This window comes from Pseudomonas sp. OV226 (genome assembly GCF_003148705.1).
Taxonomy (GTDB): domain Bacteria; phylum Pseudomonadota; class Gammaproteobacteria; order Pseudomonadales; family Pseudomonadaceae; genus Aquipseudomonas.
On sequence record NZ_QGGS01000002.1, the window covers coordinates 533,380 to 559,584 of the forward strand.

Below are 26,205 nucleotides of genomic sequence, written 5' to 3' on the forward strand. Positions count from 1 at the left end.
TGGGAGCGGGCTTGCCCGCGAAGGGGCCAGTGGATTCAACCGCTATTCTGACCTTACCCAGCATTGCGCAACGCCTCGATCAGGGTATGTCTTTGCTTCCACGAGGCATGGGATTTCTCCTGGCTTCAGGGATGTTGATCGTTATGGGCTGAGGCCACCTTTTTTACCCGAACTATCACTCGAACCGAGACCGCCTTCGCTGGGTGTCTTGGTGTCCGGTAAATTCAACCCGCCCTGGCGGCCGGCATCATTGCCCTGAGTCCTCGGGTCCGTCCCGGTGGAGGGCGGCAGGCTGCTGTCGAGGTCTGTGCCGTTGGTGTCCATGCCGGGGGCGCTCTGGATGGCGGGTGCCTTCGGGCTCTCGATCGGGTTGGTCGGACCGGTGCTCGGGCCCAGCGTTCCGGCCAGGGATGCGCAAGACAACAGGGCGGTAAAGGAGAGGGCGGTCAACCTGGACAGGATCATGGCATCGTCTCCGTTTAATAGAGTCCTTACCTGATGTTGGTCCGCCCCAATCTGGATTGGTGCCTCATGAACGACGAATGGTCTAGGCCTGCTGCACGACTTTAGGTGCTGCCACCCGACGCCAGATCAACCGGCCCACGGTGATCGACCAATTGACGAAGGCCACGGCCAGCACAGTCATCAGCAGCGCCGGCATGCCGTGCTCGACGATGATTTTCCCCGCCAGCAGCGGAAAGCCAAACACGCCGATGAAGTAGCAGAGGCTGAACAGCAACAAGGCTTGCGACGTGGTGCCATGCGGCGCTTCGTTGGCCGCCAGGCCATTGATCACCGAATAAGTCAGCCCGTATCCGACCCCAAGCATCACGGCCGCCAGCACATAGCTGAACCCGCTGTCGACGACGAAACCAAACATCACTATCGACCCCATCATCAGGCCGGACAACAGGCAGGAGGCCCGCAACGGATCGCGCTTGACCACGATCCCGGCAATCAGCATCCGGCTGCTGATCGCCGCGCCCATGAAGCCGAAAAAAAACAGCGAGTAGTCCAGCGAACGCGATGCGGCGTAACTGGTCTGGAAGCTCGACAGCCCGCCGAACACGCACCCGCCGAGGCCGACCATGATGATCGGGAACACCGCTTTGGACGACAGCACCTGCGCCGTCGCCCGCCAGGAAATCCTGGCGGCCGAAGTGGACGGCGCGGGCGATTTTTTCAGCTGTGCATCCAGTCGCCAGAACAGCAAAACACCGATCAGGCTGGCCAGCGCAGCAAGGTAAAACGCTGCCGTCACCGGATAGCCGAGCGCGCTGGCCGCCCGGCCGAGCAACGGCCCGCTGCCGATCCCGGTCATCATGCTGCCCGACAGCAGCGCAAAGTATTTCGCGCGTTGGGCCGGCGTCACCAGACTGGCGACAATGATCGGTCCGAGGGTATAGAACACGCCCCAACCCAGTCCCAGCAGAAGTCCGAAAAACAACAGCAGATTGCCGAAGCCAGGCGTCAAGGCGAAACCAAGGCTGGCCGCTGCCAGCAACACGCCAAACACGGCAATCGAACGCGCAGCGCCGAGCGCATCGGACAAGTGCCCGGAGACAATCACCGCAGCGAAGGTACTGAGCATGGCGGCCGAAATCACACTGCCGGCATCGTGTTCATTGCCGCCGCGTGAGCCGATCAGCAACGACAGCAAAAAGGTCGAGCCATAGGACAGCGACAGCAAATAGCTGGCGAGGCAAAACAAGCCGAACAACCGGCCGGAGACTGGGGGTGTTGCGCTGGACATGAAACGGTTCCTTGACCCGATAGAAGTGAGCGTCCTCTATCTATCACGCATGGCGTCGATGTTAGGTCCCTGGTTACCGATTTCAGGGTTAGTGCTGGCCGGAGTATTGCCGTCAGCAGGCGCCGATCTCTTCCTTGAACTGCTCCATGAAACCCTTCAATCGTGCATGCCTGATCTGCGCCAGGCCTTGACCGGTCGGGGTCTGGAAACCGTCCGCCAGGTGCAGCAGCTTGGTCTGGAAATGGTCGAGGCAAAAACGCGTGTCGTCGTAGTCGCGGTGCTTCGCCTCCGGGTCGAACGGGTCATACAACGCGCTGCCCATGCGCCCGGCCACGTAGAACGTGCGCGCTACACCGAGCATGCCGAGGGAGTCGAGGCGATCGGCGTCCTGCATGATTTTCGCTTCGAGTGACGTGGGGGGAAGGTTGGCGCTGAAGCTGTGCGCTTCGATGGCGTGGGCAACTGCGCGGATTCGTTCGTTTGGCCAATGCAGGTCGGCCAACACGCCGCACGCCTTCTCGGCAGCCATTCGCGACGCCTGCGATCGCAATGGCGAGTTCTTCTCGATCGCCACGCAATCATGCAAAAGCACCGCTGCCAGCAGCACCTCAAGATCACCCCCTTCTTGCGCGTGAAGTGTGCGCACGGTGTGCCAGACCCGCTGCAAATGCGACAGATCGTGGGCGCCGTCCTCTGAGGGTTCCAGCGCATGGGGCAGCAATTGAGCGGCAAGGGTTTGCAGAGGGGAGAAAGCATGAATTGTCATAACAGTCCTTTGAAGTGAAAGTGTTGTAGCCGCTGGCGAAGCCTGCGTTCGGCTGCGCAGCAGTCGTGAGATCAGACAATGGGGTGTTACAGGAAAACCGCGTGCTCAGGTTTTACGACTGCTGCGCAGCCGAACGCAGGCTTCGCCAGCTGCTACACATGCTCTACAGATCAGCTTTGAATTTCCAGTGTGACGAGCGCCGCGAGGCGACTTAGTATGGCGTTTTTCAACCTTTGACGAAGGCACGTCCCCATGACGATCGAGATCCGCCCGGCGACCCCCAGCGATGCTCCGCAAATCCTCGGGTTCATCACTGAACTGGCCGACTACGAACGTGCCCGCCACGAAGTCATCGCCAGCGTCGCCGACATCGAGCGCAGCCTGTTCAGCGAAGGGGCCACCGCTCACGGCCTGATCTGCCTGCGCGACGGCCTGCCGATCGGCTTCGCGGTGTTCTTCTTCAGCTATTCCACGTGGCTTGGCAGCAACTGCCTGTACCTCGAAGACCTCTACATCACCCCCGAACAGCGCGGCGGCGGCGCCGGCAAAACCTTGCTGCGCCACCTGGCGAAAATCGCCTGCGCCAATGATTGCGGACGGTTTGAGTGGAGCGTGCTGGACTGGAACAAACCGGCGATCGAGTTTTATAAATCGCTGGGTGCGCAGCCGCAGGAGGAGTGGGTTCGGTATCGGATGGATGGGAAGGTATTGCGCGAGTTTGCCGAGGGCCATTGATCGTCAGCCTTGTCGGTTAAAAGGTCGCAGCCATGAGCTGCGATTTTTTTTGCATGCATCCCAATATATGGGAGTGATATTTATATATTGAGATTATCCCGCTTCCGGGTTTATAGTCCCGCTCACTCACTGCCAATAAACAAAACAGGTGAAGCGATGCTGGCGCAATTGATCGCGCTCGATTGGGGGACAACCTCATTACGTGCTTACAAACTCGCCGACGGTGGCCAGGTGCTCGAACAGCGTGCGCTGTCGTCGGGGATCATGCAGTTGCCCAACACGCCGCGAGTGATTGCCGGTCAGGTGTGCGCTGACGGTTTTGAACTGGCTTTCGATGAGGCCTGCGGTGACTGGCTCGATGCGCAGCCGGATTTGCCGGTGATTGCCTGTGGCATGGTCGGCAGCGCCCAGGGTTGGCTTGAAGCGGCTTACCGCGATACACCGGCGAACGTCGCCACTCTCGGAACTTCCCTACAAACAGTACGCAGTCTTCGCGGTGTCGATGTGCACATCGTGCCGGGTGTGATTCAGCGGTCGCGATTGCCGAACGTGATGCGCGGCGAAGAAACCCAGGTGCTGGGTGTTCTGCAAACCCTGTCGAGCGAGGCGGGCAACGATCTGTTGATCGGCCTGCCGGGCAGTCATTCGAAATGGGTGGAAGTGGCCGATGGCTGCATCGTGCATTTCGATACCTTCATGACCGGCGAAATCTTCGCCGTGCTTAGCGAACACAGCATTCTGGGGCGCACCCAGCAGCAAGGCGCGTCCTTAGATGGCCAGGCTTTTGATCGTGGGGTGCAAGTGGCGTTGTCGGCGGACGGCGAGATCGGCCCGCTGTCGACGGTGTTCAGTGCCCGCAGCCTCGGACTGACCGGCGAACTGAGCGCCACGGCCCAGGCGGATTATTTGTCGGGCTTGTTGATCGGTCATGAGCTGGCGGCGCTGGCGACGGCCCAGCGGCGTCGACGCAACAGCGTGCACCTGCCTTCGATCGTCCTCATCGGTAATGCCCAACTCTGTGCCCGCTACAGCCGGGCCCTCGACGCCTGCGGATTTGCCCGGGTGACGCTGGCCGAACAAGCCACCGAACGCGGATTGTGGCAACTGGCACTCGCCGCCGGACTGATCACTTCCAACCCATCCCGTTAAACCTGACTGGAGGTCTGACATGCTCAAACACGCCTTGGCGCAAAACGGCCTGATCGCGATCCTGCGCGGCCTGCGCCCCGAAGAAGCGGCGGCCATCGGCGAAGTCCTGTACGCCGCCGGATTTCGCGTCATCGAAGTGCCGCTCAATTCCCCTGAACCGTACGAAAGCATCCGCATCCTGCGCAGTACCTTGCCCGCCGATTGCCTGATCGGCGCGGGAACGGTGCTGACACCGGAGCAGGTCGAGCTGGTGAAAGCCGCTGGCGGCCAAGTGATCGTCATGCCGCACAGCGATCCGAAAGTGCTGCGCGCAGCGAAAGCGGCGGGGTTGTTCCTGTCGCCGGGTGTGGCGACACCGACCGAAGCCTTCGCCGCACTGGCCGAAGGCGCCGACGTGTTGAAGATGTTCCCCGCCGAGCAGATGGGCCCGGCCGTCGTCAAAGCCTGGCTCGCGGTATTGCCGGCCGGGACCATTCTGGCGCCGGTTGGCGGGATCACGCCGGACAACATGCAGGTGTTTATCGACGCGGGTGTCAAAGGTTTCGGTCTCGGTTCTGGCTTGTTCAAACCGGGAATGACCCCAGAGGACGTGGCCGTCAATGCCAAGGCCTACGTGGCTGCCTGGAAAGCCCTTCGCTAAGACTGTTTGGCGCTGTGAGCGCTGCCTCTAATAAGAGAGACAAGAAAATGAAAATCACCAAACTGACCACCTTCATCGTTCCGCCGCGCTGGTGCTTCCTCAAGATCGAAACCGACGAGGGCGTGACCGGTTGGGGCGAGCCCGTGGTTGAAGGCCGTGCCCACACCGTGGCGGCTGCCGTTGAGGAGTTGTCCGACTACCTGATCGGCAAAGACCCACGCAACATCGAAGACATATGGACCGTGCTCTATCGCGGCGGCTTCTACCGGGGCGGCGCGATCCACATGAGCGCGCTGGCCGGTATCGATCAGGCGTTGTGGGACATCAAGGGCAAGGCCCTGGGCGTGTCGGTCAGCGATCTGCTCGGTGGCCAGGTGCGCGACAAGATTCGTGTGTATTCGTGGATAGGTGGCGACCGCCCGGCAGACACTGCGCGTGCGGCGAAAGAAGCGGTCTCCCGTGGTTTCACGGCGGTGAAAATGAACGGCACCGAAGAGCTGCAATTCCTCGATTCCTTCGAGAAAGTCGACCTCGCCCTGGCCAACGTCGCAGCCGTGCGTGATGCGGTCGGGCCGAACGTCGGCATCGGTGTGGACTTCCATGGCCGGGTGCACAAGCCCATGGCCAAGGTGCTGATGAAGGAGCTTGATCCGTACAAACTGATGTTCATCGAAGAACCGGTGCTCAGCGAAAACTATGAAGCGCTGAAAGAGCTCGCGCCACTGACCAGCACCCCGATTGCCCTCGGCGAACGGTTGTTCTCGCGCTGGGATTTCAAGCGTGTGCTGAGCGAAGGTTACGTCGACATCATTCAGCCGGACGCCTCCCACGCCGGCGGCATCACCGAGACCCGCAAAATCGCCAACATGGCCGAAGCCTACGACGTGGCGCTGGCGCTGCATTGCCCGTTGGGGCCGATTGCGCTGGCGGCGTGCCTGCAACTGGACGCGGTTTGCTACAACGCGTTCATCCAGGAACAGAGCCTGGGCATCCACTACAACGAGAGCAATGACCTGCTCGACTACGTGAAAGATCCGCGGGTGTTCGACTACGACAAAGGCTTCGTGAAGATCCCTAATGGCCCGGGCCTGGGGATCGAGATCAACGAGGAATACGTGATCGAACGCGCAGCGGTCGGCCACCGCTGGCGCAACCCGATCTGGCGCCATGCCGATGGCAGTTTTGCCGAGTGGTGATTGATCCCTGACTCCACACCGCCCCTGTAGGAGCACGGCTTGCCTGCGATGGCGTCAGTACTGACGCCGCTGACCATCCGCTGGACCGTGTAAGGCCCAATCGCGGGCAAGCCTTGCTCCTACAGGGGTGCGTTGCGCCCACTGACCTCAATAACCATAAGAAGAGGCACTCCTCATGCAACCGCAAACCCTCACTGGGCAAGCGTCGTTGGTGACGCCCAGTCGCAAGCGATTTTTCATCATGGTCCTGCTGTTCATCACCGTGGTGATCAACTACCTGGACCGCAGCAACCTGTCCATCGCGGCCCCGGCGCTGACCAGCGAACTGGGCATTGATCCGATCCACGTCGGGTTGATCTTCTCGGCGTTTGGCTGGACCTACGCCGCGATGCAAATCCCCGGCGGCTGGCTGGTGGACCGTGTACCGCCGCGTATCCTCTATAGCGTCGCCTTGCTGCTGTGGTCGATCGCTACGGTGATGCTCGGTTTCGCCGCCAGTTTCATCGCGTTGTTCGTGTTGCGCATGGCGGTCGGTGCCCTGGAAGCACCGGCATACCCGATCAACAGCCGCGTGGTCACCACCTGGTTTCCCGAGCGAGAACGCGCCACGGCCATCGGTTTCTATACCTCCGGGCAGTTCGTCGGCCTGGCGTTCCTGACGCCGGTATTGGCCTGGCTGCAACACGCCTACGGCTGGCACATGGTGTTCGTCAGCACCGGCGCAGTGGGGATTCTGTGGGCGGTGATCTGGTATGCGGTGTACCGCGAGCCCCGGGATTTCAAAGGCGCCAACGACGCTGAAATCGACTTGATTCGCGAGGGCGGCGGGTTGGTGGATATCCAGGCTGAACAAGCCAAAGTCAAAGCGAAATTCAGCTGGACGGACCTCGGGATTGTTCTGACCAAGCGCAAGCTGTGGGGCATCTACCTCGGGCAGTTCTGCCTCAACTCGACGTTGTGGTTTTTTCTGACGTGGTTCCCGACCTACCTGGTGAAATATCGCGGCATGGACTTCATCAAGTCCGGCCTGCTGGCGTCGCTGCCGTTTCTCGCGGCCTTCGTCGGCGTGCTGTGTTCGGGGTTTTTCTCGGATTTTCTGATTCGTCGTGGTTACACCGTAGGCTTCGCCCGCAAGCTGCCGATCATTGGTGGGCTGCTGATTTCCACCTCGATCATCGGCGCCAATTTCGTCGAGTCGACGCCGTTGGTAATTGCATTCCTGGCGTTGGCCTTTTTCGGCAACGGTCTGGCTTCGATCACTTGGTCGCTGGTATCGACCCTGGCCCCGGCACGGTTGCTGGGACTGACCGGCGGGGTGTTCAATTTCATCGGCAACCTGTCGGCGATTGCCACGCCCATTGTCATCGGCTTCCTGGCGACCGGTGATTCGTTTGCCCCGGCGATTACCTACATCTCGGTGCTGGCGTTGATGGGCGCGCTTTCCTACATCTTGCTGGTCGGCAAAGTCGAGCGTATCAAGTTGTAGTCGCAGGCATCGGGCGACCATAATGCCGCCCGTTCACTCGCTCAACGGTAAAGGCTGGATATGCAGGAAGACGCCCCAAAAATCGCCAAGGACGCCGCACCGACCGGCACCCAGACACTGCTTCGTGGTCTGGGTGTGGTTCAGGCCGTGGCCAGCGGCGCCCGCGATCTCAAGGAAATCGCCCGGCTGATCGGCACGACGCGCAGCACCACCCATCGTCTGGCCAGTTGCCTGGTGGACGAACGTTATCTGCGCGTGGTGCCGCAGGTCGGTTACCTGTTGGGGCCCAAGTTGATCGAACTGGGTTTCCAGGCGCGCGAAGAGTTGCCGTTGGTGACGCTGGCCGGGCCGTATCTGGATGAGTTGTCGGCGTTGACTGGCGACACCGTGCACCTGGCGATTCGTGAAGGTGACGAAGTGCTGTACCTGCACAAGAATCCGGGGCGCAATGGCCCGGAAATGCGTTCGCGGGTCGGCCATCGCATGCCGTTGGCGCGCACCGGGATCGGTAAGGCGTTGATGCTCGATGACACGCAGCAAGAGTGGCAACGGCTGTACGAAGTCAGCTTGCCGGCGGGTGGGAAAAATCAGTTCTGGCCGCTGCACCCGGAGCAGTCCTGGGAGCAGTTTCAGCAGCGCATGGTCGAGTACGTGGCGGGTGGTTACGCCTTTGACCTGGAAGACAACGAACCGTCGATCCGTTGCGTGGCGGCACCGATCCGTGATGCGAGCAAACGCATCGTCGCCGGCATCAGCATCGCCAGCACCGTGCCGTACATGCCGCTGGAAAAAATGGCCGAGCTGATTCCCCTGATCAAAGGGGTCACGGCCCGGCTGTCGGCGGAGCTTGGCCTGAAGGTTTAAACCTTGAGGGTCGCCATGTCGATCACGAAGCGGTACTTCACGTCGCCGGCGATCATGCGGGCGTAGGCCTCGTTGATCTGGCGAATGTCGAGCATTTCGATGTCGCACGTGATGTTGTGCTCGGCGCAGAAATCCAGCACTTCCTGGGTTTCGGCAATGCCGCCAATCAACGAACCAGCCAGCATGCGACGGCCCAACACCAGTTTGGCGGCGTGCACGGGCGGGTCCACCGGTTCGATCAAGCCGACCAGAATGTGCACGCCGTCGAAGCGCAGGGTGTCGAGGTAGGGATTGAGGTCGTGCTGCACCGGAATGGTGTCCAGCAGGAAGTCGAAATAGCCAGCCGCTGTTTTCATCTGCTCGGCATCGGTGGACACGATCACATGGTCCGCGCCCTGACGCCGGGCTTCTTCAGCCTTGCTCGCCGAACGGGTGAACAACGTGACTTCGGCGCCCATCGCCTTGGCGAACTTGATGCCCATGTGGCCGAGGCCGCCCATGCCGAGAATCCCGACTTTGTCGCCAGGCTTCACGCCGTAGTGTTTGAGCGGCGAGTAGGTGGTGATGCCGGCGCACAGGATCGGCGCGGCGCTGGCCAGGGCAAGTTTTTCCGGGATGCGCACCACAAAGTGTTCGCTGACGACGATGCTGTCGGAGTAGCCGCCCATGGTGTTGCTGCCATCGACCCGGTCCGGGGTGGCGTAGGTCATCGTCGGGCCTTCCAGGCAATATTGCTCAAGGTTGGACTGACAGGCTTCGCAGCTGCGGCAGGAGTCGACCATGCAACCGACACCGACCAAATCGCCGACTTGGTGTTGGGTAACGTTCGCACCGATGGCGGTGACTTTGCCTACGATCTCGTGGCCGGGCATTAGCGGGTACACGGCAATGCCCCACTCGTTTCGCGCCTGGTGGATGTCGGAATGGCAGACGCCACAGTAGAGAATCTCGATGGCAACGTCGTCGGCGCGAGGGCTGCGGCGTTCGAATTTCATCGGGGCGAGGGGCGTGGAGGGCGACTGGGCGGCGTATCCGATGGCGGTGTACATGAGGAACCTCGCAAAAGCAGTGACAGGTGAAGCGGCGCATTTTGGGCGCCACGCCGATCACCGGCCATGGCGATTCCTCCGGGTGTCATGCCTATTCCTCCGGCATCAGCCTTTGACCGATCCCATTGGTAACCAGACCTGCGATGATGCTTTCATCCCTTTTCTCGCGACTTTTTTGTGAAGAGCTTCCATGCAGTTGACCCGTCACCTCGATGCCAATGCCTCCCTGGTTTCGCTCATCGAGCCACTGTCCACCCGTGATGGCTTCGTGCCGACTGCATTGCCGGGCGTGCAGGTTTTACGCGCCAGTTGCGATGTCGCCCGTGGGCCACAGATCTATGAACCGAGCCTGGTGATCATCGCCCAGGGCAGCAAACTGGCGTATCTGGGGCCGCGCACCCTTGAATATGGCGCCGGGCATTATCTGATTCAGGCGCTGCCGGTGCCGTTCGAGTGTGAAACCTTTGCGGCACCCGGCGGGCCGATGCTGGGGGTGTCGGTCGCGATCGACAGGGTGATGCTGGGCGAGTTGGTGCTGGCAATGGGGTTGGCGCCGGGGCGTCATATTGCGGCGCAAACGCCAGAGTCCATGACTTCGGCGGTGCTCGATGATGAGATGCGCGGATGTGTCGAGCGGCTGCTGCGTTGTCTGCACGATCCGCTGGAGAGCCGGATCATGGGCCCGGCGAGATTGCGTGAATTGTTGTTTGTGGCGCTGCGTGGACCTCAGGCCGACGTGTTGCGGGCGCTGGTGGAGCAACAGGGGCAATTCGCCCGGATTGCAGCATCACTCAGTCATCTGCATGCGCATTACACCGAACCGTTGAATGTCGAGACCCTGGCCAGTTGCGCGAACATGAGTGCGTCGACGTTCCACGAGCACTTCAAGCGCAGCACATTGTTGTCGCCGGTGCAGTATCTCAAGCGTTTGCGGCTGCTCAAGGCGCAGGCGTTGCTGATGTCAGAGGGGCTGGGCGTCGCGCAGGTGGCGCACCGTGTGGGGTATCAAAGCACGTCGCAATTCAGTCGTGAGTACAAGCGGTACTTCGAGCGTAATCCTGGGGAAGAACGCGCCGCCTGAGTTGGCAATGGCTCCTACAATATTAGCGGGCAACAAAAAGGCCCCCATTCGGGAGCCTTGATGTTCAGGCGTTCGGCTTACATATTCGGGTAAGTCGGGCCGCCAGCACCTTCCGGTGTGACCCAGGTGATGTTCTGTGCAGGGTCCTTGATGTCGCAGGTCTTGCAGTGAACGCAGTTCTGGGCGTTGATCTGGAAGCGCTTTTCGCCGTCTTCCTTGGTGATCACTTCGTACACGCCGGCCGGGCAATAACGTTGAGCGGGTTCATCGTACAGCGGCAGGTTTTTGCCGATCGGGATGCTCGCATCAGCCAGTTTCAAGTGGCACGGCTGCTCTTCTTCGTGGTTGGTACCGGAGATGAACACCGAGCTGAGTTTGTCGAAGCTGATCTTGCCGTCCGGTTTCGGGTAGTCGATCTTCTTGCAGTCGACCGCGAGCTTGAGGCAAGCGTAATCCGGCTTGGTATCGTGCAAGGTGAACGGCAGTTTGCCGCCGAAGATGTTCTGGTCCAGCCAGTTGAAACCACCGCCGACGATCGCGCCGAACTTGTGGATCGCCGGGCCGAAGTTACGGCTGGCGAACAGTTCGTCGTAGAGCCAGCTCTTCTTGAAGGCGTCGACGTAAGTGGTCAGCTCTTCGGTGCCGTCTTTCTCGGCGAACAGCGCTTCGGCCACGGATTCAGCGGCGAGCATGCCGGATTTCATCGCGGTGTGGCTGCCTTTGATCTTGGCGAAGTTCAGGGTGCCGAGGTCGCAGCCGATCAGCGCGCCGCCCTTGAAGACCATTTTCGGCAACGAGTTCAAGCCGCCTTTGCAGATAGCACGGGCGCCGTAGCTGATGCGCTTGCCGCCTTCCAGGTACTGCTTGAGCACCGGGTGATGCTTGAGGCGCTGGAACTCGTCGAACGGCGACAGGTAAGTGTTGCTGTAGGAGAGGTCGACGATCAGGCCGACGACCACCTGGTTGTTTTCCAGGTGATAAAGGAACGAGCCGCCGGTGTTCTCGGTGCCCATGATGTCCAGCGGCCAGCCAGCGGTGTGAACCACCAGGCCCGGCTGATGCTTGGCTGGATCGATTTCCCAGATCTCTTTCAGGCCGATGCCGTAATGCTGGGCATCGGCTTCGCTGTCGAGGTTGAAGCGCTTGATCAGTTGCTTGCCGATGTGGCCACGGCAGCCTTCGGCGAACAGCGTGTATTTGCCACGCAGTTCCATGCCAGGGGTGTACAGGCCTTCTTTCGGATTGCCTTCACGGTCAACACCCAGGTCGCCGGTGATGATCCCGCGAACCACGCCGTTCTCGTCGAACAGCGCTTCCTGAGCGGCGAAGCCCGGGTAGATTTCCACGCCCAGGTTCTCGGCTTGCTGGGCCAGCCAGCGGCACAGGTTACCCAGGGAGATGATGTAGTTGCCTTCGTTGTGCATGGTCTTGGGCACAAAGAGGTCCGGAACTTTTTGCGCGCTTTCAGCGTTCTTGAGAACGAAGATGTCATCGCGGGTGACCGGCGTGTTCAGTGGGGCGCCGAGTTCTTTCCAGTCCGGGAACAGTTCGTTCAGAGCCCGAGGTTCGAACACCGCGCCAGAAAGAATGTGTGCGCCGACTTCGGAGCCTTTTTCGACCACGCAGACGCTGATTTCCTTACCGGCTTCGGCGGCCTTCTGCTTCAAACGGCAGGCGGCGGAAAGACCAGCGGGGCCGGCACCGACGATGACCACGTCGAATTCCATGTATTCGCGTTCCACAGGTTATCTCCTACTCAAGGCTCAACAGTTTTTTTTCTAATTGGAGGTTTGGTGTCGCATCCATGAATCCCGGCACAATGCCAGGAGAGGATAATCGATGAGCCACCTTTCTCTCTGGGTGGCGCATTATATCTACACCACTCTCAGCGTCCAATACAAACGTTTGTTTGAATTGGCTCAAAGCCAGAGAAATCAAAGTCACGCGGCTTACGAACGGCCATTTTGCCGTATTGACCGGAATAGGCGTTCCGGTCAAGATACGGTCGGTTTTGCGCTCGCCGTAGGCTGGCTGTTGGTTTCAAGAGCACCTCTAAAGACAGGGCGAAGGCCGTACAAGGTGATGCGTAGCGCAGGTTTGGCGCGCAGTTTACACGCCGCGATAATGAATGACTCCTCAGTCACTACTGACGAACGGTCATCATCATCGTGAGCGAAGGTCACTTGACACGATTGCCGGCGTTTTTAGAGGTGCCCTTGCGCCCGATGAGCATCAACCGCCAGGTTCGCCTAGGCGACTTTCTTTTCACCGGAGAGTAACGAGGAATCCATGAAGGTTCTTGTAGCTGTCAAACGCGTTGTGGATTACAACGTCAAGGTTCGCGTCAAGGCGGACAATTCCGGCGTCGACCTCGCTAACGTGAAGATGTCGATGAACCCGTTCTGCGAAATCGCAGTGGAAGAAGCCGTACGCCTGAAAGAGAAAGGTGTTGCGACTGAAATCGTCGTCGTCTCCGTCGGCCCGTCCACCGCTCAAGAGCAACTGCGCACCGCGCTGGCTCTGGGTGCCGACCGCGCCATCCTCGTCGAGTCCGCCGAAGACCTGACTTCCCTGGCCGTTGCCAAACTGTTGAAAGCGGTTGTCGACAAGGAACAGCCTCAGCTGGTGATCCTTGGCAAACAAGCCATCGACAGCGACAACAACCAGACTGGCCAGATGCTCGCTGCATTGAGCGGCTACGGTCAGGGCACGTTCGCTTCGAAAGTCGAAATCAGCGGCGACAGCGTTGCCGTGACTCGCGAAGTCGACGGCGGCGCGCAGACAGTTTCCCTGAAACTGCCGGCGATCGTCACCACCGACCTGCGTTTGAACGAGCCGCGTTATGCGTCCCTGCCAAACATCATGAAAGCCAAGAAGAAGCCTCTCGAAGTGCTGACTCCGGATGCTTTGGGCGTTTCCACCGCCTCCACCAACAAGACCGTGAAAGTCGAAGCCCCTGCTGCACGCAGCGCGGGTATCAAGGTCAAGTCGGTGGCTGAACTGGTCGAGAAACTGAAAAACGAAGCGAAGGTAATCTAAATGACTATCTTGGTTATTGCTGAACACGACAACAAAGTGCTGGCCCCGGCCACGCTGAACACCGTTGCTGCTGCTGCCAAAATCGGTGGCGACATCCACGTTCTGGTTGCAGGTCAGGGCGCTGGCGCCGTGGCTGAAGCCGCTGCGAAAGTCGCTGGCGTGGCTAAAGTGCTGCTGGCCGACAACGCCGCTTACGCTCACCAGTTGCCGGAAAACGTTGCTCCGCTGGTCGCTGAATTGGGCAAGGGCTACAGCCACATCCTGGCTGCCGCGACTTCCAACGGCAAAAACATCCTGCCGCGCGTTGCTGCCGCGCTGGACGTTGACCAGATCTCCGAGATCATCTCGGTTGAAAGCGCTGACACCTTCAAGCGCCCGATCTACGCCGGTAACGCTATCGCTACCGTTCAGTCGACCGCTTCGGTGAAAGTCATCACCGTGCGTGCTACCGGTTTCGACCCGGTGGCTGCTGAAGGTGGTTCGGCTGCTGTTGAAGCCGTTGCGGCTGCTCACGACGCTGGCACTTCGAGCTTCGTTGGCGAAGAACTGGCCAAGTCCGATCGTCCGGAACTGACCGCTGCCAAAATCGTCGTTTCCGGCGGTCGCGGCATGCAGAACGGCGACAACTTCAAACACCTGTACGCCCTGGCCGACAAGCTGGGCGCTGCTGTCGGAGCATCGCGCGCCGCGGTCGACGCAGGTTTTGTACCCAACGACATGCAGGTCGGTCAGACCGGCAAGATCGTTGCTCCACAGCTGTACATCGCCGTCGGTATCTCCGGCGCGATCCAGCACCTGGCCGGCATGAAAGACTCCAAAGTGATCGTTGCGATCAACAAGGACGAAGAAGCGCCGATCTTCCAGGTGGCCGATTACGGCCTGGTGGCGGACCTGTTCGAAGCCATCCCCGAGTTCGAGAAGCTGGTCTAATCCAGCGGCCTGACTTATAAAGAGCCCGACCTTTTGGTCGGGCTTTTTTTTGTTCTTCTGTAGGAGATGTCGAGTGAAACGAGGCTGCGATCTTTTGATCTTCCGCTTGGGATTCGAGTGGACCTGAAAATTCGCAGCCTCGTTTCACTCGACAGCTCCTACAGGCGATAACAGGGTTTTAGTGGAGAGTGTTGCCATGGATCTGCGCTGCGTATGTGGCTGGTCATTACTGCTGGGCTTGACGGTGTTGCCGGCATTGTCCAGTGCAGCGGGCAAGTGCGAGCGGCTGGTGGTAACCGGAAGTCCGGATGCGCCGCCGTACCTGTGGCAAGACCCGCAAGATCCAAAGCACCTGATCGGTGCCAGTGCTGATCTGTTGCAGCACGTGGCGGGGGAATTGGGCATCAAAGTCGAGTTGCTCTACGCCGGCAAACGCTCCCAGGCGCTGGACGAAGTGCGCAGCGGGCGCATGGACCTGCTGGCGGACACGCCATTGACGGTCACTGAGCTGGAAACCCTCGATTACATTCATCCGCCCCTACTGGAAAACGACTACCTGGTCTGGACACGTAAAGACTCGAAACTGGTCTACAACAACGTGCAAGACCTTCACGGCCATCACGGCGCATTGTCGGAAAAGTCTCGAATGACCCCGGCATTCAGCACTTTTGCCGAGCAGCAACTGACGCTCAGCCGCACGCCCAACCTGACCCAGGCGTTTCAGAAACTGCTCTTGGGTGAAGTGGAGTTTGTTCTCGCGGGCCGCTATTCAGGCATGGCGGCCGCGCAGGCATTGAGCATGGCCAACGACCTGATCGCCCATGCCGAACCCGTCGACAAACCCGGCCTGTTCCTCGCGGTGTCTCATAACTCCGCCTGCAACGATCCTTGGTTGCGCGGACAGCTGGCCAAAAAGATGACAGAATTGCCCGCCTCAGGACTGGCGGACACCGCATTGCAGCGCAATATCGAGCGTTGGAAAGCGCAGCAACAGCAACAACCTGTCAGCGCCCCAAAACAGTAGGGATTTTTAGTGAGTATTCGACCTCTTTTCGCTGCCCTGGCCGTTCTGGCTCTGGCGGGTTGTGCAGCTGACCCTGCGCCGAATGAACAGATTCGCCTGACCGAACAGGCACTCGTACAAGCCAAAGCCGTGGGTGCCACCGCCGAAGACGTGCCGGAAATGAAGCTGGCCGAAGAAAAATTCGCCCGTGCCCAAGGCAACATGGCTGACCAGTCCTACAAACATGCGCGCATGCGGGCCGAGCAGGCCGAGCTGGACGCGCGTCTGGCTGAAGCCAAAGTGCTGACCCTCAAGAGCGAGGAGCAATTGAATGTGCTCAACACCCGCATCACTCGTTTGCGCAAGCAACTGGGAGATGCCCAATGAGCCTCAAGTCAACAGTTCTCGGCGGCTTGATCCTCGCCGGTTGTGCAAGCCTGTATGGGTGCGCCGGTCAACACAGTGAAGCCGCCTTGCAAGAGGCTGGCGCAGACTTCCAGAAGGTCAAGGAAGACTCCAATGTGCTGCGTATCGCGCCCAAAGACGTGATCCGCGCCGGTGAATCCCTGGCCCGCGCCGATCGTCTGTCCAGCTATTGGGGCAGTGGTTGGGACGTCGTGCATTACGCCTACTTGAGCCAGCGCTACAGCGAAATTGCGCGTGAGCACACCAATCAAGTGCTCAACGAAGAGCGCGCGGTGAAGCTCGAACTGGAGCGCCAGCGTCTGCAATTGGCTCTGCGTGAATCCAAACTGGTTAGCGTGCAACAGCAAGGCAAATGGCTCGAAGAACAGATCCTCGCATTGACCACTACTCAGACCGACCGCGGTCTGGTGATGACATTGGGCGATATGCTGTTCGATACGGGCGAGGCGGAGCTGAAGAACTCGGCCAACCGCGTGGTATTGAAGATCGTGCAGTTCCTGCAGCTCAACCCCAACCGCGTGGTGCGGATCGAGGGGTATACCGACAGCACCGGTGGCAAGCAGGACAATATCAAGCTGTCCCGTGACCGTGCACAGTCGGTAGCCGATGTGCTGATGGATCTGGGGATCGATGAAAAGCGCATTCATGTCGAAGGGTACGGGGATGAATACCCGGTGGACGTGAACGCCTCCGAGCGCGGTCGTGCGCAAAACCGCCGCGTGGAAATTGTTTTCTCCGACGAAAAAGGCCAATTGGGCGCTGCTCGCTAAGGGCTGCGTCATTGGAAAGCCCGGCCTGCCAGTCAGCGCCGGGTTTTTTTACGCCTGCAAACGGCTTCACGTTCTCCCAAAAAGCAGTACAGATTTTGCTGACACTGCACTGTATGGTCGACTATTGTGGCAACTGTCCCAGTACACTTCTAAACTGTTCCGGTATTGTTCCCCACAAGAATAAAATGCCCGTGAAATCGAGTGCTGCGTCATGACCAATCTTTTGCTCTACCAACGTATTGCTCAACAACTGGCCGAAGACATCCGCCGTGGTGTCTATCAACCGGGAGAGCGCGTGCCTTCGGTGCGCAAGATGAGTTCGCAGCTCAACGTCAGCCATGCGACGGTGTTGCAGGCGTATGCCAATCTTGAAGATCAGGGCCTGATCCGTGCCCGGCCGCAGTCGGGTTATTACGTTCACCAGACACCGGCCCTGACCGCGCCGACTCCCGACATTGCCCGGGTCGAGCGCCCAGGCCTGGTCACGCGCAGCAGCATCATTCAACAAGTGTTGGTCGAATCCCGCCGCGAAGGCGTTTTTCCGCTGGGCGCCGCAGTGCCCAGCGTCGATTACCTGCCGGTGCGGGCGCTGCATCAGCAATTGGCCAAAGTCACCCGATTCCATAGCCCGCGTGCCTTCAGCTACATGTTCAGCCCAGGTTTTGAACCGTTGCGCCGGCAGGTGGCGATCCGCATGCGCGATGCCGGTGTGGTGGTTGATCCCTCCGAAGTGGTCATCACCCACGGCTGCGTCGACGCATTGCAGATGTCATTGCGGGTACTGACTCGGCCCGGCGACCTGATCGCCGCCGAATCACCGACTTATTATGGTCTGCTGCAACTGGCCGACTTGCTCGGTCTCAAAGTGATCGAAATCCCCAGCGACCCCGCTACCGGCATGAGCCTGGAAGCCCTGCAACTGGCGGCCAATCAATGGTCGATCAAGGCGCTGGTGTTGACCACGCGTCTGAGCAATCCATTGGGCGGAACCATGCCCGAGGAGCGCCAGAAACAATTGCTGCGCCTGGCGTCGGATTTCGACATCCAGATTGTCGAAGATGATATTTACGGCGAGCTGATGTTCGAGCAGGGGCGCACCAAATCGCTCAAGGCCTACGATCGGCTGGATCGGGTCATCTATTGTTCCAGCTTCTCCAAGACCTTGTCGCCGGGCGTGCGGATCGGCTGGATGATCGCTGGCAAGTACCAGCAGGAAATCCAGCGCTTGCAGACGTTCAGTACCCATTCGGCCTGCAGCGTCACGCAAATGGGCATTGCGGCTTATCTGGAAAACGGCGGTTACGACCGGCACTTGCGCTACATCCGTCAGGAATACCGCAAGAACCTCAGCGCCTTTCAGCTCGCAGTCCAGCAATACTTCCCGGAAGGCACGCAGATGACCCGGCCTACTGGCGGCTTCATTCTGTGGGTCAGTTTGCCGGGACGGGTAAACACACAGGAACTGCACGTACGGGCGTTGCAGCAGGGCATCAGCATCGCGCCGGGGCTGATCTTCAGTAACACCGAGCAGTTCAATCACTGCATTCGGCTGAACTGTGGCATCCCCTGGAATCGAGAAGCCGAACGTGCCTTGATGACCTTGGGGATGTTGGCGACGCAACTTTGCCAGGAGATGGCCGGCGGCTTCTAAGCCGTCGTGCGGTCGTTTTGCGCGGTGCTTGTCATGTGACGTGCAACAGGCGAGCATATGGCCCTCTGCCGTTAGCGCTGTTGGGTTCATGAAGCCGATTTTTCCTGCCGTCTGCCTGTCTTTTTGCCTGTTGATGACCGTTCAAGCCGAAGGCGTCATGGCGGCGGCTGGTCAGGAAAAACCGGCAGTCAGCGCAACGTCGAAAAAGCCGGCACCCGCCAAGAAAGCCGCGCCAGCCAAAAAGAATGCGGCTGTGGTGAAAAAGCGACCACCCATTGCCTCCAAGTCGAAACCGGCCAGTGAAGTGGTGAAAACCCAGCTTCCTTCCGCCAATCTTGATTTGAGACTGCCCCCGCAAATGGCAGAAGAATTCAAACCGCTCGGCACTGTGCCTTTGCCCAGGCACGATCCGTTGTTGCCGCCCATGTTTGGCGAAAAAAAGCCGGACAGCAGCCCTTTTCAATTGAACGGCCGTTTGCTCAGCAACGAAATGCAGTTGCAACTGCGCAATGAAGAGCGCCGGGAAGTCGAAGGGGCGGCGCTGGATTTCGAGTTCAAGCAGTAAATCATTCCCATCCGTGACCCGCAGGCCAGACGCTTTGTCGGAGACTGGTCAGTCACGTTGATTTGAACGAAAAAACCCCGGTTCAGGTAATTTTAAACAACTGTTTTAGCGGTTACTCTGTGCCCCGTCCTTTTACATATCACACCTCGTGAGGAGCTCGTCGTCATGAAATGCCGTGAAGGCTGTGGCGCCTGTTGCATTGCCCCTTCCATCAGTTCACCGATTCCCGGTATGCCCAATGGCAAAGCCGCGGGCGAACGTTGCGTACAACTTTCGGTCGATAACCTGTGCAGCATCTTCGGCAACCCGGAGCGCCCCGCGGTGTGTTCGGCATTTGAAGCCGACGTCGAAGTGTGCGGAAGCAGCAGTGACGAGGCGATCAAATTGCTGGGATGGTGGGAGCAAATGACCGCGGCGTGATGTGTTCAAACAACGGAACTTCAACAATAAGGAATAAGACTATGGGTTCGCTGCATCGTATTGCTGTTTTGTGTGGACTGACCGCCGCGTTGGCCACCACGGCCGTTCAGGCTGAAGACTGGAAAGTCGCCAAGAACGAGGACGGCATCAAGGTCTCCCTGAGTGAAGTGCCTGGCTCGGACTACAAGGCCTACCAGGGCGTCGTATTGATGAAGACCACTGTTGCCAAACTGCGCGCACTGCAGGAAGACGTGTCCGGTGCCTGTGCCTGGATTCACGAATGCAAAACCCAAAAGCTGCTCAAGCATGAAGGTGACCAGAGCTGGACCTACACCCAATTCAATACCCCATGGCCGGTTACCCCGCGTGACTCGGTGCTGCACGTCACCACCGTCGAAGGTGCCGATGGCAGCCTGACCCGCAAGCTCGAAGGCGTACCGAAATACGTCCCGGAAGAAAAAGGTTTCGTGCGCGTCACCAAGGTCGACGGCTTCTGGAAGTTCGTACCCAAGGGTGACCAGGTTGAAGTGACCTATCAGGTTCACACCGAGCCAGGCGGCAGCGTGCCGTCGATGGTTGCCAACAAGTTTGTGGTCGATGCGCCGTTCGATACTTTGAAAGCCCTGAAACAACGCGCCGAGAAGTAATCACAGCGTTGTTCTACAAAACGCCCCGACTGGTTCGGGGCGTTTGCGTTTTAACGCAGGCCCCGGTTTTATTGTGTTTCCGGATATGCGTTGCACAAAATTTTCACAATGGCTCCAAGACAATCCGCCCGCACCCGCCAGTCAAACAGTAATCAATGGCAATGAGGCGGGTGATCGTGCAACATTTGCGCACCGCGCAAGCCCCGGGGCCAGGTATTGGCTAACAGAGGGCAGGGCGCCGCAGTATTTTTTGAAACTTCAACTTCCAATGGGTCCTAAAACGACATGGCAAACCCGGACGCCCTGAATCAGCAGCGAGCTTCTAGTCGCCTGCTGCAACCGACCGTCAAATCGCACCTGGCCTACACGCTGCTGTGCGCCTTGATCATGATGGTCATGTTCAGCCTGCTGCGTGTTGCGCTGCTGGTCTACAACCGCTCGATGATCCTCGACACACCGGCTTCCACTTTCCTTGAAGCATTCGCCAACGGTCTGCGTTTCGACCTGCGACTGGTGGTCTACCTTTGCGTTCCGCTGTTGCTGGCACTGTTCAGCGCGCGGGCCATGGCTGCGCGCGGCTTCTTCCGTTTCTGGCTGACCATCGCGTCGAGCATCGCGCTGTTCCTCGGCCTGATGGAGATGGACTTCTACCGCGAGTTCCACCAGCGCCTCAACGGTCTGGTCTTCCAGTACGTGAAGGAAGACCCGAAAACCGTGATGAGCATGCTCTGGTACGGTTTCCCGGTGGTTCGCTATCTGCTGGCCTGGGCCTTTGGCACATTGATTCTGACCCTGGCGTTCAAGGGCGCTGATCGTGCGACCCGTCCTCGCGGCCCGTTCAGCGGCGGCAGCATCGGCACTCGCCAGATCGCCCCGTGGTATGCGCGCATCGGCGTGTTCGTCGTTTGCCTGCTGATCTGCGTAGTGGCCGCTCGTGGCACTTTGCGTCAGGGCCCGCCGCTGCGCTGGGGTGACGTTTACACCACCGACTCGAATTTCGCCAACCAGTTGGGCCTCAACGGCACACTGTCGTTGATCGCGGCGGCCAAGAGCCGGATGTCCGAAGATCGCGACAACATCTGGAAAGCTACGCTGCCGCAGCCTCAGGCTCAGCAGACCGTGCGTGACATGCTGGTGATGAAAGACGAAAAACTGGTGGATGCCGACATCGCCGCCGTGCGTCGCGATTACATGCCACCGGCCGACAAGACCCTGCCGATCAAGAACGTGGTGGTGATCCTGATGGAAAGCATGGCCGGTCACTCGGTCGGCGCGTTGGGCGGCCCGGGTAACATCACCCCCTACCTCGACAAACTGTCGAAGGAAGGCCTGTTGTTCGACCGCTTCTTCTCCAATGGCACCCACACCCACCAGGGCATGTTTGCCACCATGGCCTGCTTCCCGAACCTGCCGGGTTTCGAATACCTGATGCAAACCCCGGAAGGCAGCCACAAATTGTCCGGCCTGCCGCAGTTGCTCAGTGCCCGCGACTTCGACGACGTATACGTCTACAACGGCGATTTCGCCTGGGATAACCAGTCGGGTTTCTTCAGCAACCAGGGCATGACCAACTTCATCGGGCGTAACGACTACGTGAACCCGGTGTTCTCCGACCCTACTTGGGGCGTGTCTGACCAGGATATGTTCGACCGTGGCCTGGTAGAGCTCAAGGCTCGTGGAAATGGCAAGCCGTTCTATGCCTTGCTGCAGACGCTGTCGAACCACACGCCGTATGCCTTGCCGACGCCATTGCCGGTTGAACGCGTGACTGATCGCGGCAACCTGAACGAACACCTGACCGCCATGCGCTACTCCGACTGGGCGCTCGGGCAATTCTTCGAGAAGGCGCGTAAAGAGCCGTACTTCAAGGAAACCCTGTTCGTGATCGTGGGTGACCATGGTTTCGGCAACGAACAGCAAATCACCGAAATGGACCTGGGCCGCTTCAACGTTCCGATGCTGATGATCGCGCCGGGTATCCAGGAAAAGTTCGGCCAGCGTGACCACACCGTCGGCACTCAGATCGACATCGTGCCGACCATCATGGGCCGTATCGGTGGCGAAGTGCGCCATCAGTGCTGGGGACGTGACCTGCTCAACCTGCCTGAAGGCGATGCCGGTTTTGGTGTGATCAAACCGTCGGGGAGCGAGCAGACTACCGCCATCCTTACGGCTGACCAGATCCTGGTGCTGCCAAAAGAAAAGGAAATGGAGCCGAAGGTGTACCGCTACGAACTGGGCGCCAACCCGCACGCCGAGATCGTTCCTAACGATCCGCGCACTGCCGAGTTGAAACTCAAGCTCGAGTCGTTCCTGCAAACGGCGACCAAAAGCCTGCTCGACAACACCGCCGGTGTGGTTGACGGCAAACCGGACTAAGTTTCCAGCGCATTAAAAAGAGGCCCTTTTCAAGGGCCTCTTTTTTTGCCTGTTAAACCGTTATATCCGGCCAAGCAAGAGCAAAATCAACAGCACCACCAATACCACGCCGATGATACCCGACGGGCCATAGCCCCAACTTCTGGAGTGCGGGAAGACCGGCAGACCACCGATCAGCAAGAGAATGAGAATAACGATCAAAATTGTGCCCATGTCTATTACCTTGTTGGAAGTGTTATGGAATGACCTGACTTTTAACTGTCTGCTGGAAGGTTAAAATTTCAAGCTGCTTACAAAGTCCGACTGATGCGCGAGTCGGAAAATTCCATGTTTTTTTAATGTTTTTTGAAGACCCGGCTATTTCTTTTTCACAGGATTAGTTGGAGCACACGCGCCCGCGGTTTGCTCGGGCCATTCAGCAATCTGATACAGCGTGGGTCGGGTTATGTCCTTCGCTACACTCAGCGCATCTTCCCCGGAACCACAAGGCTGTTTGCTATGCAAAATCGCATGATGATCACTGGCGCGGGCTCGGGCCTGGGTCGCGAAATCGCGCTGCGCTGGGCGCGTGAAGGCTGGCAACTGGCCTTGTCGGATGTCAGCGAGCCTGGCCTGCAAGAAACCCTCAAACTCGTTCGCGACGCCGGCGGTGATGGTTTTATCCAGCGTTGCGATGTACGCGACTACAGCCAACTGACGGCCTTCGCCCAGGCGTGCGAAGAGAAGCTCGGCGGCATCGATGTCATCGTCAACAATGCGGGCGTGGCGTCGGGCGGCTTCTTCAGCGAACTGTCCCTGGAGGATTGGGACTGGCAGATCGCGATCAACCTGATGGGTGTGGTCAAGGGCTGCAAGGCGTTCTTGCCGCTGCTGGAGAAAAGCAAAGGCAAGATCATCAACATCGCGTCGATGGCCGCCCTGATGCAAGGCCCGGCCATGAGCAACTACAACGTGGCCAAGGCCGGCGTTGTGGCGTTGTCGGAAAGCCTGTTGATCGAACTGGCACAACAGGAAGTAGGCGTGCATGTCGTATGCCCGTCGTTCTTCCAGACCAACTTGCTCGACTCTTTCCGCGGCCCGACCCCGGCGATGAAAGCCCAGGTCGGCAAATTGCTGGAAAGTTCGCCAATCACCGCCACCGACATTGCCGACTACATCTACAAACAGGTGGCCGCCGGCGAATTCATGATCCTGCCTCACGAACAAGGCCGCATGGCGTGGGCGATCAAACAGAAGAACCCGCAACTGCTCTACAACGAAATGACCGTCATGGCCGACAAAATGCGCGCCAAGGCCAAACAAAACGCTGACTGAACTTGCCCATGGGTGTCAGCGTCGTTAGGGTGGCCGCCATCGGCCATCCTCACGAGGCATCTGCATGCTCAATTACCTGTGGTTTTTCCTCGCGGCGCTGTTCGAAATCGCTGGCTGTTTCGCGTTCTGGATGTGGTTGCGCCAAGGCAAAAGTGTGTGGTGGGTCGTGCCGGCACTGCTCAGCCTGACCTTGTTCGCGCTGCTGCTGACCCGCGTCGAAGCCGCCTACGCCGGTCGCGCCTACGCGGCCTACGGTGGCATTTACATCATCGCTTCAATTGGCTGGCTGGCGGTCGTCGAGCGGATTCGTCCATTGAGTTCGGACTGGATCGGCGTGGCGTTGTGCGTGATCGGCGCGAGCGTCATTTTGTTCGGCCCGCGCTTCTCGGTTTCCTGAAGGATTGTTCCTGCGTCCGAACAATTTGTCGGATGTTTCCGTCAGTGGTGGTCGTCCGGTGCTGTAGGGCCGGACTGATTTGTCGTCATCGCATTGAAGCCCTTCGATGCGCCGGGCATCTTCAAGGACCGGTAATCCTGAAGGACCAATGCCATGCTTGTACTCAGTCGTGTTGTGGGCGAGATGATTTCCATCGGTGACAACATTTCAGTGCGTATCCTCAACGTCAACGGCGCCAATGTGCGCTTTGGCGTCGAAGCGCCGCAAAACGTCAATGTGCATCGCGCCGAAGTCTATGAGCGCATCCAGGCCAAGCGGGCAAAGGCCAAGGGCCGCTGAACCGTTCAGTCAAACAGATGCTTGGGCACATCGTGCTTGAGCATCAATTGGCACTGCTCGCTTTCCGGATCGAAGACAATCAGCGCCTGGCCCTTGGTCAATGCCTGGCGAACCCGCAAAACGCGGGTTTCCAGCGGTGTATCGTCACCGTTGTCGGTGCCGTCACGGGTCACGAAGTCCTCGATCAGGCGGGTCAGGGTGTCGACTTCAAGTTGGTCGTGGGGAATCAGCATGGGCACCTCGGCTAAAACAATGTCGGGATGCTACGGCGAATGACCGCTTGCGACTAGTCTCGGCCTCATGCGTTCTGACCTACCGCCTTCGCGAGCAGGGGAATGCGATCAGTTGTAGGAGCGAGCCTGCTCGCGAAGGGATCTACCTGACAACGAAGTACCCGGATCAGCCTTCAGACCGCTGCCCGACCAGACTGTCCACCGACGGCACCCGCGTATCACTTTCCATCTGTGTGTCATGTTCGATCTGATGACTGAACCGGTCCAGCGATCCCGTCGCCGGTTGCGCATCGCTGGCAAACACCGGCGGGCTCAGTAGGTAGGCACCGAGCAATCGACTGAGCGCCGCCAGACTGTCGATGTGGGTGCGTTCGTAGCCATGGGTCGCATCACAACCAAAGGCGAGCAGGGCGGTGCGAATGTCATGCCCGGCGGTCACCGCCGAGTGCGCATCGCTGAAGTAGTAACGGAACAGGTCGCGGCGCACGGGCAGTTCATTGTCACTGGCCAGTCGCAGCAAATGGCGCGACAAGTGATAGTCGTAAGGTCCGCCGGAATCCTGCATTGCCACACTGACGGCGTGTTCGCTGGAGTGCTGGCCGGGTGCGACGGGCGCAATGTCGATTCCGACGAATTCGCTGACGTCCCACGGCAACGCTGCCGCCGCGCCACTGCCGGTTTCCTCGGTAATGGTGAACAGCGGATGGCAATCGATCATCAACGCTTCACCACTGTCGACGATGGCCTTGAGCGCCGCGAGCAGTGCGGCGACCCCGGCCTTGTCGTCGAGGTGGCGGGCACTGATGTGGCCGCTTTCAGTGAATTCCGGCAGCGGGTCGAAGGCCACGAAATCGCCCACGCTGATCCCCAGCGAATCGCAATCGGCGCGGGTGGCGCAGTAGGCATCCAGGCGCAGTTCGACGTGATCCCAGCTGATCGGCATTTCGTCCACGGCCGTGTTGAAAGCATGCCCGGATGCCATCAGCGGCAACACGCTGCCGCGAATCACGCCGTTATCGGTGAACAGGCTGACCCGGCTGCCCTCGGCAAAACGGCTGGACCAGCAACCGACCGGCGCCAAGGCCAGGCGACCGTTATCCTTCACGGCACGAACCGCCGCACCGATGGTATCCAGGTGAGCGCAAACCGCACGGTCGGGGCTGCTTTTTTTGCCTTTGAGGGTTGCACGGATGGTTCCGCGCCGGGTCATTTCGAATGGAATGCCCAACTCTTCCAGGCGTTCGGCGACGTAACGCACGATGGTGTCGGTGAACCCGGTCGGGCTGGGAATGGCGAGCATTTCCAGCAGGACTTTTTGCAGGTAATCGAGATCCGGTTCAGGGATTTTGCTGATCATGGAAACTCCTGATGAG

The 26,205-nt window shown here is 59.3% G+C and carries 28 protein-coding genes; 20 read left to right on the top strand and 8 right to left on the bottom strand.

The window, feature by feature from the left end:
• Window positions 1–141 precede the first annotated feature (141 nt).
• The 3 genes from C7534_RS05625 to C7534_RS05635 form a co-directional block, all read right to left on the bottom strand.
• Entirely contained in the window at window positions 142–465 is a 324-nt protein-coding gene (locus C7534_RS05625; RefSeq protein WP_109785218.1) for a hypothetical protein, read from the bottom strand.
• Window positions 466–547: 82 nt separating this feature from the next.
• Window positions 548–1,753, bottom strand: coding sequence for an MFS transporter (locus C7534_RS05630; protein WP_109785219.1), 1,206 nt, complete (start codon window positions 1,751–1,753; stop codon window positions 548–550).
• Between the two features lie 112 nt (window positions 1,754–1,865).
• The gene (locus C7534_RS05635; RefSeq protein ID WP_109785220.1) at window positions 1,866–2,519 is read right to left on the bottom strand and encodes an HD domain-containing protein; all 654 of its coding nucleotides are present in this window, start codon (window positions 2,517–2,519) and stop codon (window positions 1,866–1,868) included.
• Window positions 2,520–2,771: 252 nt separating this feature from the next.
• On the opposite strand from C7534_RS05635, the gene C7534_RS05640 reads away from it, so the two are divergent.
• The 6 genes from C7534_RS05640 (at window position 2,772) to C7534_RS05665 (ending at window position 8,589) form a co-directional block, all read left to right on the top strand.
• Complete coding sequence (locus C7534_RS05640; protein ID WP_109785221.1) at window positions 2,772–3,254, top strand: GNAT family N-acetyltransferase; 483 nt, start codon at window positions 2,772–2,774, stop codon at window positions 3,252–3,254.
• Between the two features lie 156 nt (window positions 3,255–3,410).
• On the top strand, window positions 3,411–4,403 hold the full coding sequence (locus C7534_RS05645; RefSeq protein ID WP_109785222.1) for a 2-dehydro-3-deoxygalactonokinase: 993 nt from the start codon (window positions 3,411–3,413) through the stop codon (window positions 4,401–4,403).
• 19 nt (window positions 4,404–4,422) lie between these two features.
• Window positions 4,423–5,043 carry a 2-dehydro-3-deoxy-6-phosphogalactonate aldolase gene (locus tag C7534_RS05650; protein ID WP_046031710.1) on the top strand — a complete coding sequence of 207 codons (621 nt, stop codon included), beginning with the start codon at window positions 4,423–4,425 and terminating at the stop codon, window positions 5,041–5,043.
• Window positions 5,044–5,090: 47 nt separating this feature from the next.
• Window positions 5,091–6,239 carry a galactonate dehydratase gene (gene dgoD, locus C7534_RS05655; RefSeq protein ID WP_030131992.1) on the top strand — a complete coding sequence of 383 codons (1,149 nt, stop codon included), beginning with the start codon at window positions 5,091–5,093 and terminating at the stop codon, window positions 6,237–6,239.
• Between the two features lie 175 nt (window positions 6,240–6,414).
• Window positions 6,415–7,725 carry an MFS transporter gene (locus C7534_RS05660; RefSeq protein WP_046031711.1) on the top strand — a complete coding sequence of 437 codons (1,311 nt, stop codon included), beginning with the start codon at window positions 6,415–6,417 and terminating at the stop codon, window positions 7,723–7,725.
• 60 nt (window positions 7,726–7,785) lie between these two features.
• Window positions 7,786–8,589: an IclR family transcriptional regulator gene (locus C7534_RS05665; RefSeq protein ID WP_046031712.1), complete on the top strand. Its 804-nt coding sequence runs from the start codon at window positions 7,786–7,788 to the stop codon at window positions 8,587–8,589.
• Here C7534_RS05665 and C7534_RS05670 read toward each other — a convergent pair.
• On the bottom strand, window positions 8,586–9,638 hold the full coding sequence (locus tag C7534_RS05670) for an NAD(P)-dependent alcohol dehydrogenase (protein ID WP_046031713.1): 1,053 nt from the start codon (window positions 9,636–9,638) through the stop codon (window positions 8,586–8,588). The two genes, C7534_RS05665 and C7534_RS05670, sit on opposite strands and share 4 nt — an antisense overlap.
• Window positions 9,639–9,828: 190 nt before the next feature.
• Here C7534_RS05670 and C7534_RS05675 point away from each other — a divergent pair, with 190 nt between their 5' ends.
• Window positions 9,829–10,719 carry an AraC family transcriptional regulator gene (locus tag C7534_RS05675; protein WP_109785223.1) on the top strand — a complete coding sequence of 297 codons (891 nt, stop codon included), beginning with the start codon at window positions 9,829–9,831 and terminating at the stop codon, window positions 10,717–10,719.
• 77 nt (window positions 10,720–10,796) lie between these two features.
• On the opposite strand, the gene C7534_RS05680 is transcribed toward C7534_RS05675, so the two are convergent.
• Complete coding sequence (locus tag C7534_RS05680) at window positions 10,797–12,461, bottom strand: electron transfer flavoprotein-ubiquinone oxidoreductase (protein ID WP_109785224.1); 1,665 nt, start codon at window positions 12,459–12,461, stop codon at window positions 10,797–10,799.
• Window positions 12,462–13,008: 547 nt separating this feature from the next.
• On the opposite strand from C7534_RS05680, the gene C7534_RS05685 reads away from it, so the two are divergent.
• The 10 genes from C7534_RS05685 to C7534_RS05730 all read left to right on the top strand — a co-directional run bounded on the left by C7534_RS05685 (window position 13,009) and on the right by C7534_RS05730 (window position 22,549).
• On the top strand, window positions 13,009–13,758 hold the full coding sequence (locus C7534_RS05685) for an electron transfer flavoprotein subunit beta/FixA family protein (protein WP_007945693.1): 750 nt from the start codon (window positions 13,009–13,011) through the stop codon (window positions 13,756–13,758).
• On the top strand, window positions 13,759–14,688 hold the full coding sequence (locus C7534_RS05690; RefSeq protein ID WP_109785225.1) for an electron transfer flavoprotein subunit alpha/FixB family protein: 930 nt from the start codon (window positions 13,759–13,761) through the stop codon (window positions 14,686–14,688). It abuts the gene before it with no gap.
• A gap of 196 nt (window positions 14,689–14,884) precedes the next feature.
• Window positions 14,885–15,712, top strand: a complete 828-nt coding sequence (locus C7534_RS05695) for a substrate-binding periplasmic protein (RefSeq protein ID WP_109785226.1) — start codon at window positions 14,885–14,887, stop codon at window positions 15,710–15,712.
• Between the two features lie 9 nt (window positions 15,713–15,721).
• Window positions 15,722–16,078 carry a DUF4398 domain-containing protein gene (locus C7534_RS05700; RefSeq protein WP_046031718.1) on the top strand — a complete coding sequence of 119 codons (357 nt, stop codon included), beginning with the start codon at window positions 15,722–15,724 and terminating at the stop codon, window positions 16,076–16,078.
• Window positions 16,075–16,887 carry an OmpA family protein gene (locus C7534_RS05705; protein ID WP_109785227.1) on the top strand — a complete coding sequence of 271 codons (813 nt, stop codon included), beginning with the start codon at window positions 16,075–16,077 and terminating at the stop codon, window positions 16,885–16,887. Before C7534_RS05700 ends, C7534_RS05705 begins: the two co-directional genes overlap by 4 nt.
• A 211-nt stretch (window positions 16,888–17,098) precedes the next feature.
• Window positions 17,099–18,538: an aminotransferase-like domain-containing protein gene (locus C7534_RS05710; RefSeq protein WP_046031720.1), complete on the top strand. Its 1,440-nt coding sequence runs from the start codon at window positions 17,099–17,101 to the stop codon at window positions 18,536–18,538.
• An 88-nt stretch (window positions 18,539–18,626) separates the two neighbouring features.
• A complete protein-coding gene (locus C7534_RS05715; protein WP_046031721.1) occupies window positions 18,627–19,103 on the top strand; it encodes a hypothetical protein in 477 nt (158 codons plus the stop codon).
• Between the two features lie 165 nt (window positions 19,104–19,268).
• Window positions 19,269–19,523 carry a YkgJ family cysteine cluster protein gene (locus C7534_RS05720; RefSeq protein WP_046031722.1) on the top strand — a complete coding sequence of 85 codons (255 nt, stop codon included), beginning with the start codon at window positions 19,269–19,271 and terminating at the stop codon, window positions 19,521–19,523.
• 41 nt (window positions 19,524–19,564) lie between these two features.
• Entirely contained in the window at window positions 19,565–20,170 is a 606-nt protein-coding gene (locus C7534_RS05725) for an START domain-containing protein (protein ID WP_109785228.1), read from the top strand.
• Window positions 20,171–20,455: 285 nt separating this feature from the next.
• A complete protein-coding gene (locus C7534_RS05730; RefSeq protein WP_109785229.1) occupies window positions 20,456–22,549 on the top strand; it encodes an LTA synthase family protein in 2,094 nt (697 codons plus the stop codon).
• 60 nt (window positions 22,550–22,609) lie between these two features.
• On the opposite strand, the gene C7534_RS05735 is transcribed toward C7534_RS05730, so the two are convergent.
• Window positions 22,610–22,768: a DUF3309 family protein gene (locus C7534_RS05735; RefSeq protein WP_172825980.1), complete on the bottom strand. Its 159-nt coding sequence runs from the start codon at window positions 22,766–22,768 to the stop codon at window positions 22,610–22,612.
• 279 nt (window positions 22,769–23,047) lie between these two features.
• On the opposite strand from C7534_RS05735, the gene C7534_RS05740 reads away from it, so the two are divergent.
• The 3 genes from C7534_RS05740 (at window position 23,048) to csrA (ending at window position 24,599) form a co-directional block, all read left to right on the top strand.
• A complete protein-coding gene (locus C7534_RS05740) occupies window positions 23,048–23,863 on the top strand; it encodes an SDR family oxidoreductase (protein WP_046031725.1) in 816 nt (271 codons plus the stop codon).
• Window positions 23,864–23,927: 64 nt separating this feature from the next.
• Window positions 23,928–24,260 carry a YnfA family protein gene (locus tag C7534_RS05745; protein ID WP_077431565.1) on the top strand — a complete coding sequence of 111 codons (333 nt, stop codon included), beginning with the start codon at window positions 23,928–23,930 and terminating at the stop codon, window positions 24,258–24,260.
• A gap of 153 nt (window positions 24,261–24,413) precedes the next feature.
• Window positions 24,414–24,599 (top strand): carbon storage regulator CsrA, encoded by a 186-nt coding sequence (csrA, locus tag C7534_RS05750; protein WP_077431567.1) that lies wholly within the window; start codon window positions 24,414–24,416, stop codon window positions 24,597–24,599.
• Between the two features lie 5 nt (window positions 24,600–24,604).
• Here csrA and C7534_RS05755 read toward each other — a convergent pair whose 3' ends face one another.
• The gene (locus C7534_RS05755; RefSeq protein ID WP_003199186.1) at window positions 24,605–24,832 is read right to left on the bottom strand and encodes a YheU family protein; all 228 of its coding nucleotides are present in this window, start codon (window positions 24,830–24,832) and stop codon (window positions 24,605–24,607) included.
• 166 nt (window positions 24,833–24,998) lie between these two features.
• A complete protein-coding gene (locus tag C7534_RS05760; protein ID WP_109785230.1) occupies window positions 24,999–26,189 on the bottom strand; it encodes an osmoprotectant NAGGN system M42 family peptidase in 1,191 nt (396 codons plus the stop codon).
• Window positions 26,190–26,205 lie beyond the last annotated feature (16 nt).

Bases quoted from the DNA above. Each gene is read 5' to 3' on its own strand.
- C7534_RS05625 (WP_109785218.1), bottom strand. From the start codon at position 465: ATGATCCTGTCCAGGTTGACCGCCCTCTCCTTTACCGCCCTGTTGTCT.
- C7534_RS05630 (WP_109785219.1), bottom strand. From the start codon at position 1,753: ATGTCCAGCGCAACACCCCCAGTCTCCGGCCGGTTGTTCGGCTTGTTT.
- C7534_RS05635 (WP_109785220.1), bottom strand. From the start codon at position 2,519: ATGACAATTCATGCTTTCTCCCCTCTGCAAACCCTTGCCGCTCAATTG.
- C7534_RS05640 (WP_109785221.1), top strand. From the start codon at position 2,772: ATGACGATCGAGATCCGCCCGGCGACCCCCAGCGATGCTCCGCAAATC.
- C7534_RS05645 (WP_109785222.1), top strand. From the start codon at position 3,411: ATGCTGGCGCAATTGATCGCGCTCGATTGGGGGACAACCTCATTACGT.
- C7534_RS05650 (WP_046031710.1), top strand. From the start codon at position 4,423: ATGCTCAAACACGCCTTGGCGCAAAACGGCCTGATCGCGATCCTGCGC.
- dgoD (WP_030131992.1), top strand. From the start codon at position 5,091: ATGAAAATCACCAAACTGACCACCTTCATCGTTCCGCCGCGCTGGTGC.
- C7534_RS05660 (WP_046031711.1), top strand. From the start codon at position 6,415: ATGCAACCGCAAACCCTCACTGGGCAAGCGTCGTTGGTGACGCCCAGT.
- C7534_RS05665 (WP_046031712.1), top strand. From the start codon at position 7,786: ATGCAGGAAGACGCCCCAAAAATCGCCAAGGACGCCGCACCGACCGGC.
- C7534_RS05670 (WP_046031713.1), bottom strand. From the start codon at position 9,638: ATGTACACCGCCATCGGATACGCCGCCCAGTCGCCCTCCACGCCCCTC.
- C7534_RS05675 (WP_109785223.1), top strand. From the start codon at position 9,829: ATGCAGTTGACCCGTCACCTCGATGCCAATGCCTCCCTGGTTTCGCTC.
- C7534_RS05685 (WP_007945693.1), top strand. From the start codon at position 13,009: ATGAAGGTTCTTGTAGCTGTCAAACGCGTTGTGGATTACAACGTCAAG.
- C7534_RS05690 (WP_109785225.1), top strand. From the start codon at position 13,759: ATGACTATCTTGGTTATTGCTGAACACGACAACAAAGTGCTGGCCCCG.
- C7534_RS05695 (WP_109785226.1), top strand. From the start codon at position 14,885: ATGGATCTGCGCTGCGTATGTGGCTGGTCATTACTGCTGGGCTTGACG.
- C7534_RS05705 (WP_109785227.1), top strand. From the start codon at position 16,075: ATGAGCCTCAAGTCAACAGTTCTCGGCGGCTTGATCCTCGCCGGTTGT.
- C7534_RS05710 (WP_046031720.1), top strand. From the start codon at position 17,099: ATGACCAATCTTTTGCTCTACCAACGTATTGCTCAACAACTGGCCGAA.
- C7534_RS05715 (WP_046031721.1), top strand. From the start codon at position 18,627: ATGAAGCCGATTTTTCCTGCCGTCTGCCTGTCTTTTTGCCTGTTGATG.
- C7534_RS05720 (WP_046031722.1), top strand. From the start codon at position 19,269: ATGAAATGCCGTGAAGGCTGTGGCGCCTGTTGCATTGCCCCTTCCATC.
- C7534_RS05725 (WP_109785228.1), top strand. From the start codon at position 19,565: ATGGGTTCGCTGCATCGTATTGCTGTTTTGTGTGGACTGACCGCCGCG.
- C7534_RS05730 (WP_109785229.1), top strand. From the start codon at position 20,456: ATGGCAAACCCGGACGCCCTGAATCAGCAGCGAGCTTCTAGTCGCCTG.
- C7534_RS05740 (WP_046031725.1), top strand. From the start codon at position 23,048: ATGCAAAATCGCATGATGATCACTGGCGCGGGCTCGGGCCTGGGTCGC.
- C7534_RS05745 (WP_077431565.1), top strand. From the start codon at position 23,928: ATGCTCAATTACCTGTGGTTTTTCCTCGCGGCGCTGTTCGAAATCGCT.
- csrA (WP_077431567.1), top strand. From the start codon at position 24,414: ATGCTTGTACTCAGTCGTGTTGTGGGCGAGATGATTTCCATCGGTGAC.
- C7534_RS05755 (WP_003199186.1), bottom strand. From the start codon at position 24,832: ATGCTGATTCCCCACGACCAACTTGAAGTCGACACCCTGACCCGCCTG.
- C7534_RS05760 (WP_109785230.1), bottom strand. From the start codon at position 26,189: ATGATCAGCAAAATCCCTGAACCGGATCTCGATTACCTGCAAAAAGTC.